This is a genomic window from Ensifer sp. (assembly GCF_035999135.1).
Taxonomy (GTDB): Bacteria; Pseudomonadota; Alphaproteobacteria; order Rhizobiales; family Rhizobiaceae; genus Ensifer.
On the sequence record NZ_DASYGZ010000151.1, the window covers coordinates 1 to 8774 of the forward strand.

Genomic DNA, 8774 nt, shown 5'->3' on the forward strand with positions numbered 1-8774 from the left:
CCGCTCTCTGGCCGACAGCGATCCGGACATCTTCGGTGCGATCGAGAAGGAGCTGGGTCGTCAGCGCCACGAGATCGAGCTGATCGCCTCCGAGAACATCGTTTCCCGCGCCGTGCTCGAAGCCCAGGGCTCGATCATGACGAACAAATATGCCGAGGGCTACCCGGGCAAGCGCTACTACGGCGGCTGCCAGTTCGTCGACATCGCCGAGGAACTGGCGATCGAGCGCGCCAAGAAGCTCTTTGGCGTCAACTTTGCCAACGTTCAGCCGAACTCCGGTTCGCAGATGAACCAGGCCGTGTTCCTGGCGCTGCTGCAGCCGGGCGACACCTTCATGGGCCTCGACCTCAACTCGGGCGGTCACCTGACGCACGGCTCGCCGGTCAACATGTCCGGCAAGTGGTTCAACGTCGTGTCCTACGGCGTGCGTGAAGACGACCACCTGCTCGACATGGACAACGTCGCCGAACAGGCCCGCAAGCACAAGCCGAAGCTGATCATTGCCGGCGGCACCGCCTATTCCCGCATCTGGGACTGGAAGCGCTTCCGCGAGATCGCCGACGAAGTCGGCGCCTGGCTGATGGTCGACATGGCGCACATCGCAGGCCTGGTCGCCGGTGACCAGCATCCGTCGCCGTTCCCGCATTGCCACGTTGCCACGACCACGACGCACAAGTCGCTTCGCGGCCCGCGCGGCGGCATGGTTCTGACCAACGACGAAGATATCGCCAAGAAGATCAACTCGGCCGTCTTCCCGGGCCTCCAGGGCGGTCCGCTGATGCACGTCATCGCTGCCAAGGCCGTCGCGCTCGGCGAAGCGCTGGATCCGTCGTTCAAGGACTACGCAGCACAGATCGTCAAGAACGCCCGCACCCTCGCCGAGACGCTGAAGGCCAACGGTCTCGACATCGTGTCCGGCGGCACCGACAACCATCTGATGCTCGTCGACCTGCGCAAGAAGAACGCGACCGGCAAGCGCGCGGAAGCAGCCCTTGGCCGTGGTTTCATCACCTGCAACAAGAACGGCATCCCGTTCGATCCTGAAAAGCCGTTCGTCACCTCGGGCGTCCGTCTCGGCACGCCTGCCGGCACGACCCGCGGCTTCAAGGAAGCGGAATTCAAGGAAATCGGCGAACTCATCGTCGAGGTTCTCGATGGCCTCAAGGTCGCCAACTCCGACGAAGGCAATGCTGCCGTCGAAGCCGGTGTGCGCGACAAGGTCGTCAAGCTGACCGACCGCTTCCCCATGTACGGCTACATGTGATCGGTCGCTCATGCGCTGCCCCTATTGCGGTTCTGAAGACAGTCAGGTGAAAGATTCCCGTCCGGCAGAGGACGGGAACGCCATTCGCCGCCGCCGGATTTGTCCGGATTGCGGAGGTCGTTTCACGACCTTCGAACGGGTGCAGTTGCGCGAACTGATGATCATCAAGAAAACCGGTCGGAAGGTGCCTTTCGACCGGGACAAGCTCTTGCGCTCCTTCGAGATCGCGCTCCGGAAGCGCCCGGTCGATCGCGACCGCATCGAGCGGGCGGTGTCCGGTATCGTGCGGCGCCTCGAAAGCTCCGGCGAAACGGAAATCCCCTCCGAGGAAATCGGTTTGCAGGTGCTGGAAGCGCTGAAGAGCCTCGATGACGTCGCGTTCGTACGCTACGCCTCGGTCTACCGCGATTTCTCGCATGCCGAGGATTTCGAGAAGGTCATCACCGAGATCAGCGCCAAGATCGCGCGCGATCCGGGCGAATAGGCGGGCGCTGGACAGGAGCCATGGCAGAACCCACCCGTGAAGACGAGAGGTTCATGGCCGCGGCGCTGAGGCTGGCCCGTCAACATCTCGGACAGACATCCACCAACCCTTCCGTCGCCTGCCTGATCGTCAGGGACGGCGTTATCGTCGGCCGCGCCGTCACGGCGAAGAGTGGCCGCCCGCACGCCGAGACCCAGGCATTGGCGGAGGCTGGCGAGAAGGCGAGGGGCGCCACCGCCTATGTCACGCTGGAGCCTTGCTCGCATCACGGAAAGACGCCGCCCTGCGCCGACGCGCTTGTCGCCTCCGGCGTCGCTCGCGTGGTGATCTCGATCCTCGATCCGGACGAGCGGGTCGCCGGGCGCGGCGTCGTGCGCCTGCGTGACGCGGGCATAAAAGTCGATATCGGCGTTCTGCCTGAGGCCGGCCATCAGGCGCTCGAAGCCTACCTCATGCGCCAGGTCAGCAAGCGCCCGCATGTGACTCTCAAGCTTGCGGTTTCCACCGACGGCATGATCGGCCGAAAGGGGGAGGGGCAGGTGCGCATCACCGGTCCGGTCTCCCGGGGGCAGGTTCAGATGCTGCGGGCGGAGACGGACGCAATCCTGGTGGGGATCGGCACGGCAACTGTCGACGATCCCGAACTCACCGTGCGCTTGCCCGGACTTGAAGATCGTTCGCCCACTCGCATCGTGCTTGACCGTCGCCTCGATCTGCCTGTCGGCTCGAAGCTGGTGCGCACCGCGCGGGATGTTCCGGTCATCGTCGTGGCGGATGACGCCGCCGTCGAGGCCGGTACCGGAGATCTGGACGCGCGTGCCGCCCGCAAGGCGGCCCTGCAGGCGGCCGGTGTCGAAGTGCTCGAAGCCGGGTCGATTGCCGATCTGCTGGCGGCCCTGGCGTCGCGTGGCATTTCCTCGCTGATGGTAGAAGGCGGCGCGGTCGCAGCTCGAGCCTTTCTCGACGCGGATCTTGTCGATCGCATCCAGCTCTATACGGGTCCGCTGACGATTGGCAAAAACGGCATTGCATCCCCATTTGATCGGAAATCCGTACCCGTCGGCTTCAGGCGTGTTGCCGAAGCGCGGTATGGCGACGACCTGTTCGAGGAATACGAAAGAGAGACCTGATGTTCACCGGCATTGTTACAGACATTGGCACGATCGATAGCGTCACCCCGCTGAAGGAAGGCATTAAGCTGCGGGTCGCCACCCGTTATGATCCGAAGACGATCGACATGGGCGCATCCATCTCCCATTCCGGCGTATGCCTGACGGTCACCGCCCTGCCTGACGCCGGCAGCAACGAACGTTGGTTCGAGGTCGAGGCCTGGGAAGAAGCGCTGCGGCTGACGACCATCGCCGGCTGGAAGAAAGGGTCGAGGATCAATCTCGAGCGGTCGTTGAAGATCGGCGACGAGCTCGGTGGTCACATGGTTTCCGGCCATGTCGACGACAGGGCTGAAATTCTCTCGGTCGAGCCGGAAGGCGATGCGGTGCGATTCCGTCTGCGTGCGCCCGAACATCTGGCGAAGTTCGTGGCGCCCAAGGGCTCGGTTGCGCTCGACGGAACTTCGCTTACGGTCAACAAGGTCGCCGGCGCCGTGTTCGACGTGCTGTTGATCCGCCATTCGCTTGAGGTCACGACCTGGGGCGAGCGCCGGGCCGGAGATTTCGTCAACTTCGAGGTTGATACGATGGCCCGCTATGCGGCGCGCCTTGCCGAGTTTCCGGCGCCGAAGCCGGAGTAACGACTTCCCTGCGACAGGTCTCCACACAACCGCCCCCCGGTAAGGGGGCGGCTCATGTGCTGGGAGTCTGGCGTCGTGGGAGAGGCGCCGCGATCAGCGCAGATAGAAGGTCAGGCTGCCATCCGCCGCCTGTTCGGCACCGGCAATGTTGTTCATCTCGACATTCTGAGCCTTCAGCTTGGCTGCAAGCGGCTTGTTGCCCTCGACCGCAGCGTGAAGCGATGAGAGCTGTTGCGGCGTGGCTTCGGTGACCATCATGCGCGTCTGGCTCGATTCCTTGAGGCTATCGACGTCGACGACGGTAAAGTGGTCTCCCTTGAAGTCGCGAACGGTGCGGTCAATGTCGGCCGGCCAGTTCATGGCAGTGCTCGCAGCATAGGAGACGCCGCCGAAGGAGAGGGCGGAGAGGGCAGCGATGACGGAAAGCTTGGCGATGCGGTTCATGGTCATGCTCCTTTGTTTGCCGTGAAGGGCGCAACCGGCCGGATACCCGAACGCGGGACCCTTGCGGGCCTCGGGGGCCGGATCATGACAGCGGATCACGGCAGGCCAGCAGGGTTCGCTTGCGGGAAGGCTTTTCCCGCAACGAATGGGCTGGACCGTTTCGACTAATTGGGCGGCGTTCGCTCTCGTCTTGGGGGGAGTTCGCGTCGTGCCAACGCCTAGGAAACTGGGCCTGAATGTGGCCGTTTCCATGGCGCAAAACTCTGGAAAACAATTAAAAATTGTTCATGTTTCGGCGTGCGCGCGCATCCTGTTGGTGGTTGTCGCGGCCGATGCCTTCTGGGGGCGTTCGAACATGATCACGTGATTGCCGTGATAGGTGGTGCGCCAGAATTCCTTGAAGCCGTGCTTCTCCGCAACCCGGATGGAAGCCCTGTTGCCGACGTCGATGATGCAGGTCTTGCGCAGTTTGGGAAACTGGCGATCGGCCCACTTGAGTGCCCCGCTGACGGCTTCGGTCGCAAGCCCCTGGCCGTGCGCCTTCGGTGACAGCGCCCAGCCGGTCTCCATCGTGCCTTCAAGCGAGGGCGTGATGGCACGGTGGACGTCGTGAAAACCGGCTTCGCCGAGGAACGCCCCGGTTTCGCGATCCTGAATGGCAAAGAAGCCGAAGCCGAAGTAATGCCACATGCCGACCTGGCGCAGGAAGCGGGTCCAGGACTGCTCCCGTGTGAACGGCACGCCGCCGACGAAGCGGGTCACTTCGCCGTCGCCAAAGAGCGCTGCATAGGAGGGAAAATCGTCGCGGCGATAGGGCCGCAGGATGAGGCGGTCTGTCTCGATGATAGGCACGCTATGCATATTCGATCCTATACTGTGGTGAATTCAGGCGCCGGGCTCGCCGTCCCAGTAGTCGACCGCGCTTTCGGGTCGGCCGACGAAGCTCAATCCATTGGCACCGCGCGTCCTGGCGAGGAATTTGCCGGAATCCGGATACTCGCAGATATCGGTTGCCGCCTTGGTCGAGATCGACAGGTACTTGAGCGGCACGCTGCCGGTGTTGATCAGGTGATGCGCCGTCTCCGGCCCGCCGGCGGGTGCGCCCAAGATGTCGCCCGGCCCAACGGCATGACGTTCGCTGCCGAACCGGTACGTGCCTTCGCCCTCAAGGATGATGAAGAGTTCTTCTTCGACGTGATGGTTGTGGAATGGGCAACCGGACTTTCCCGGCGGCACCTCTCCATAGCCGATCCCGAGATTCGTCAGGCCCAGAAGCGCGCCGAAGGCGGCGTCTCGGGATTCGAAGAACGACCCCTTGGTCCAGTGATCGAGCTCGAGGTCGCGGGGGTTAACGATCGGCTTTTTCGTATCGGTCAATTGTACCTCCTGCGCGTCGCTCCTCCGACGCGTTCCTATCCGTGTCGCGCGTTGCCCCGATCGTCAACCTGCGATCGCTAAATTTCGCGTCGGTGGTAAAGGGATTACATCCTGTTGTTGCAAATCACTGACGGGACCACCGAAGCGCTATCGCGCGCTCCGAACTTACGCCCGCTTCTCCTGGAGCGCGGCGCCGATCTCGTGGAGACTGCTGGCGATGCCAACGCAAAGCGCTCTCATTTCTTCGGTCGAGGGCAGCAGATCTGGCACCATGACGGTCATCATCCCGGCAGAAGACGCCGAACGCACGCCGTTGTGGCTGTCTTCCAGAGCGAGGCAATGCTCCGGCGCGACACCGAGCCGTCTTGCCGCAGCAAGGAACGGGGCCGGGTGCGGCTTGCCGTTGTCGTAGTCGCCATAGGCGACCACCGTCGGGAAGCGGTCGCGCAATCCGTGCCCGTCGAGATTGCGCTGGACGTCGTGGTGTTGCGACGAGGTGGCGATCGCAAACGGCAGGCCCATCCCGTCAAGCAGGTCGAGGAGATCGACGACACCCGGCTTCAGTCGCGTTTCGGTCGTCGCCATCGCAGCAAATCGCGCCGAGGCGCTCTTCCAGAACCGATCGAGGTCGAAGGCGTCGCCATAGCGGCCGCTTAGCAACGTGCGTGTCGCCTCGCCCGAAAGGCCGATCGTATCGAGATAGAGGGAGGCCGGCATGTCGTGGCCAAGCTCTGCTGCCGTCTGGATCATAGCGTCGCGGTAGAGCGCCTCGGTATCGAAGAGCAATCCGTCCATGTCGAAAACGACCGCGAGAGGTTTGAGGGGAAGGCGGATGTCAGTCGGACCGACGTCGGGCATGTTATAGATCCAGTGGTCTCGGCGGCTTCGAAACTAGAGGCCAGCGAGGCTGGCGCGCAAGCGGGCCGCAGGGATATTTTGTAGCGGCAACGGCAGTGCGTTCTCGTCCTGTGAACGCGGCAAAAGGCCGTCTGCAGTGGAATTTGCTTGCCATTCGGCGCGCGGCATGGTTTGACCGCGCCTCAGCCGGTCCGCATCCGGCGAATTCTCAAAGACAGGTGATCCATGGCGAAGACCACGGCTGCCCACATCCTGATTGTGGAAGCACGCTTCTATGACGATATGGCCGACGCTCTGCTCGACGGCGCGAAACATGCGCTGGACGCCGCCGGGGCGACCTATGATATCGTGACGGTTCCGGGTGCGCTCGAAATCCCGCCGGCGATCGCCATGGCGCTTGACGGCGCGGACGAGGGCGGCACCGAGTATGACGGGTTCGTTGCGCTCGGCATGGTGATCCGCGGCGAGACCTATCATTTCGATATCGTCGCGAATGAATCCTCGCGCGCGATCATGGACCTTGCCGTCAGCGAGAGCCTCGCGATCGGCAATGGCATCTTGACCGTTGAGAATGACGACCAGGCCTGGGCGCGCGCCCGCCGGTCGGAAGGCGACAAGGGTGGGTTTGCCGCACGCGCAGCGCTCACCATGATTGAACTTAAGAAGAAACTGGGCACGGAAAAGTGACGAAGACACCCTCGGATCAGCCGCTGAAGCAAGTCAACCAGCGCGGTGCTGCGCGCCTCGCCGCGGTGCAGGCGCTCTATCAGATGGATATCGGCGGCAGCGGCGTGCTCGAAGTGGTTGCCGAATATGAGGCACACCGCCTTGGCCAGGACCTCGACGGCGACACCTATCTGAAGGCGGATGCCTCCTGGTTCCGCTCGATCGTCGCGGGCGTCGTGCGCGACCAGCGCAAGCTCGACCCGTTAATCGGCGCAGCATTGCAGGACGATTGGGCGCTGTCGCGGCTCGATTCGACCGTGCGCGCCATTCTGCGTGCCGGCACCTTCGAGATGCTGGAGCGCAAGGATGTTCCCGTGCCGGTGATCGTTACCGAATATGTCGAGATCGCCAAGGCCTTCTTCAGCGATGACGAGCCCAAGCTGGTCAACGCCGTCCTCGACCGCATCGCGAAGCAGGTTCGCGGCGAAGGAAAGAAATAGGCATCATGGCGGCGGTCGCGACGGATGACATGGGCGGAGCCCTTCGCGAAGCGCGCCGCAACGTTTTCCATCTGACCGCGGCGCAGGCCGTGCTCGGCGTCGTCGGGCCGATCTGCTTTTCGATCGGCGGTGTCGCCGGCTACCAGATGCTGGCCGACGACAAGTCGCTGGCGACAGCGCCGCTCACGGCCTTCAATGTCGGTATGGCGCTCGGCGTCGTGCTGGTGGCAATGCTGTCGCGCCTTATCGGCCGGCGATACGCCTTCATCACCGGAACCGGCATCGCCGCGGCTGGGGCCGCCCTTGCCGCCGTTGCGCTCTTCCGGGAGAGCTTCTGGCTTTTTGCGTTCGCGCTCGCCATGCTCGGCTCGTCGAACGGCTTCACCCAGAAACTGCGGTTTGCTGCAGCCGACGCGTCTCCCTCGTTCTACAAGCCCAAGGCCATCTCGCTGATCCTTGGTGGCGGCATCGTCTCGGCGGTGCTCGGGCCTCAGATCGTCATCTTCGCCGGCGATCTCTTCGCACCGGTTTCCTTTGCCGGGGCCTTTGTCGTCCTGATGCCGATTTGCCTGGTTGCGGCGCTGTTCTTCGCGCCGCTTCGGTTGCCGGAGCCCGGCGCGATGGCCAGCGACCATCACGACAAGGCGGCCCGTCCGCTCAGTGAGATCGTTCGCAGCCAGCGCTTCGTCACCGGCATGATCTGCGGCATTTCGAGCTATGCTCTGATGACCTTCATGATGACCGGCGCGCCGGTCGCCATGGTGGTCGGCTGCGGCTTTTCCACGGATCTGGCGACGCTCGGCATTCAATGGCACGTGCTCGCCATGTTCGCCCCGAGCTTCGTCACCGGCATGCTCATCAGCCGCTTCGGTGCCGAACGCATCGTCGGTTGCGGCCTGTTGCTCTTGATGGCTTGTGCCGCAGTCGCGCACATGGGCATCGAGCTCTGGAACTTCTGGGGCGCCTTGGTGCTGCTTGGTCTCGGCTGGAACTTCGGCTTCATCGGTTCGACGGCGATAGTTGCCAGCAGCTACCGTCCGCAGGAAGCCGACAAGGTGCAGGCCTTCCACGACATCATCCTGTTCACCACCGTGGCCCTGTCGTCCTTCGCTTCTGGCAAGGTGTTGACCGCCTATGGCTGGGACACGCTGAACTCGGTTGTCTGGCCGGTCACCATCGTCTGCCTGGTCCTTCTCCTGCTCCTGAAGCGTGCGCCGCGCAAAGCCGCCGCCTGAGCCTGTTCTCCTGAAAGAAAACCAGTCGCCGCAACGCCCGCTTCGTGGCGTTTTGCGGGGCTTGACGATCTCCCGTTGCAACCGCACTCTGGCCGCGCCGTGAGGGGTGCTGCTTGAGGAGGTGGTGCGTGATTCGCGGTTTTGAGGGGCCTGCGGCCGGGAGTGAGTCCGCGGGTTGTAACGGAGGGTAATGCGA

General features: G+C 63.4%; 11 protein-coding genes. 7 read left to right on the top strand and 4 right to left on the bottom strand.

All coding sequences use genetic code 11. The features are described 5' to 3' along the window. The 4 genes from glyA to VGO12_RS20145 form a co-directional block, all read left to right on the top strand. Window positions 1-1264, top strand: a 1264-nt coding sequence (gene glyA / locus VGO12_RS20130; RefSeq protein WP_327514533.1) for a serine hydroxymethyltransferase, incomplete at its 5' end; no start/stop codon positions are given. A 10-nt stretch (window positions 1265-1274) separates the two neighbouring features. Continuing rightward, window positions 1275-1748, top strand: a complete 474-nt coding sequence (nrdR, locus tag VGO12_RS20135; protein ID WP_034803756.1) for a transcriptional regulator NrdR — start codon at window positions 1275-1277, stop codon at window positions 1746-1748. A gap of 20 nt (window positions 1749-1768) precedes the next feature. Beyond that, window positions 1769-2878: a bifunctional diaminohydroxyphosphoribosylaminopyrimidine deaminase/5-amino-6-(5-phosphoribosylamino)uracil reductase RibD gene (gene ribD, locus VGO12_RS20140; protein ID WP_327514534.1), complete on the top strand. Its 1110-nt coding sequence runs from the start codon at window positions 1769-1771 to the stop codon at window positions 2876-2878. Next, the gene (locus VGO12_RS20145) at window positions 2878-3498 is read left to right on the top strand and encodes a riboflavin synthase (protein ID WP_327514535.1); all 621 of its coding nucleotides are present in this window, start codon (window positions 2878-2880) and stop codon (window positions 3496-3498) included. Before ribD ends, VGO12_RS20145 begins: the two co-directional genes overlap by 1 nt. A gap of 93 nt (window positions 3499-3591) precedes the next feature. Here VGO12_RS20145 and VGO12_RS20150 read toward each other — a convergent pair whose 3' ends face one another. The 4 genes from VGO12_RS20150 to VGO12_RS20165 all read right to left on the bottom strand — a co-directional run bounded on the left by VGO12_RS20150 (window position 3592) and on the right by VGO12_RS20165 (window position 6177). Then, complete coding sequence (locus tag VGO12_RS20150) at window positions 3592-3942, bottom strand: hypothetical protein (RefSeq protein WP_327514536.1); 351 nt, start codon at window positions 3940-3942, stop codon at window positions 3592-3594. Window positions 3943-4227: 285 nt separating this feature from the next. Next, entirely contained in the window at window positions 4228-4803 is a 576-nt protein-coding gene (locus VGO12_RS20155) for a GNAT family N-acetyltransferase (protein ID WP_327514537.1), read from the bottom strand. A gap of 24 nt (window positions 4804-4827) precedes the next feature. Next, window positions 4828-5319 (bottom strand): cupin domain-containing protein, encoded by a 492-nt coding sequence (locus VGO12_RS20160; protein ID WP_327514538.1) that lies wholly within the window; start codon window positions 5317-5319, stop codon window positions 4828-4830. A gap of 165 nt (window positions 5320-5484) precedes the next feature. After that, entirely contained in the window at window positions 5485-6177 is a 693-nt protein-coding gene (locus VGO12_RS20165) for an HAD family phosphatase (RefSeq protein WP_327514539.1), read from the bottom strand. Between the two features lie 225 nt (window positions 6178-6402). Between VGO12_RS20165 and ribH the strand changes: the two genes are divergently transcribed. Genes ribH through VGO12_RS20180 form a run of 3 tightly spaced genes read left to right on the top strand, consistent with a single transcriptional unit; the run spans window position 6403 to window position 8578 of the window. Next, complete coding sequence (ribH, locus tag VGO12_RS20170) at window positions 6403-6864, top strand: 6,7-dimethyl-8-ribityllumazine synthase (RefSeq protein ID WP_065777466.1); 462 nt, start codon at window positions 6403-6405, stop codon at window positions 6862-6864. Next, window positions 6861-7343 (top strand): transcription antitermination factor NusB, encoded by a 483-nt coding sequence (gene nusB / locus VGO12_RS20175; RefSeq protein WP_327514540.1) that lies wholly within the window; start codon window positions 6861-6863, stop codon window positions 7341-7343. Before ribH ends, nusB begins: the two co-directional genes overlap by 4 nt. A 29-nt stretch (window positions 7344-7372) precedes the next feature. Next, a complete protein-coding gene (locus VGO12_RS20180) occupies window positions 7373-8578 on the top strand; it encodes an MFS transporter (protein ID WP_414650753.1) in 1206 nt (401 codons plus the stop codon). The last annotated feature ends 196 nt before the right edge of the window (window positions 8579-8774 follow it).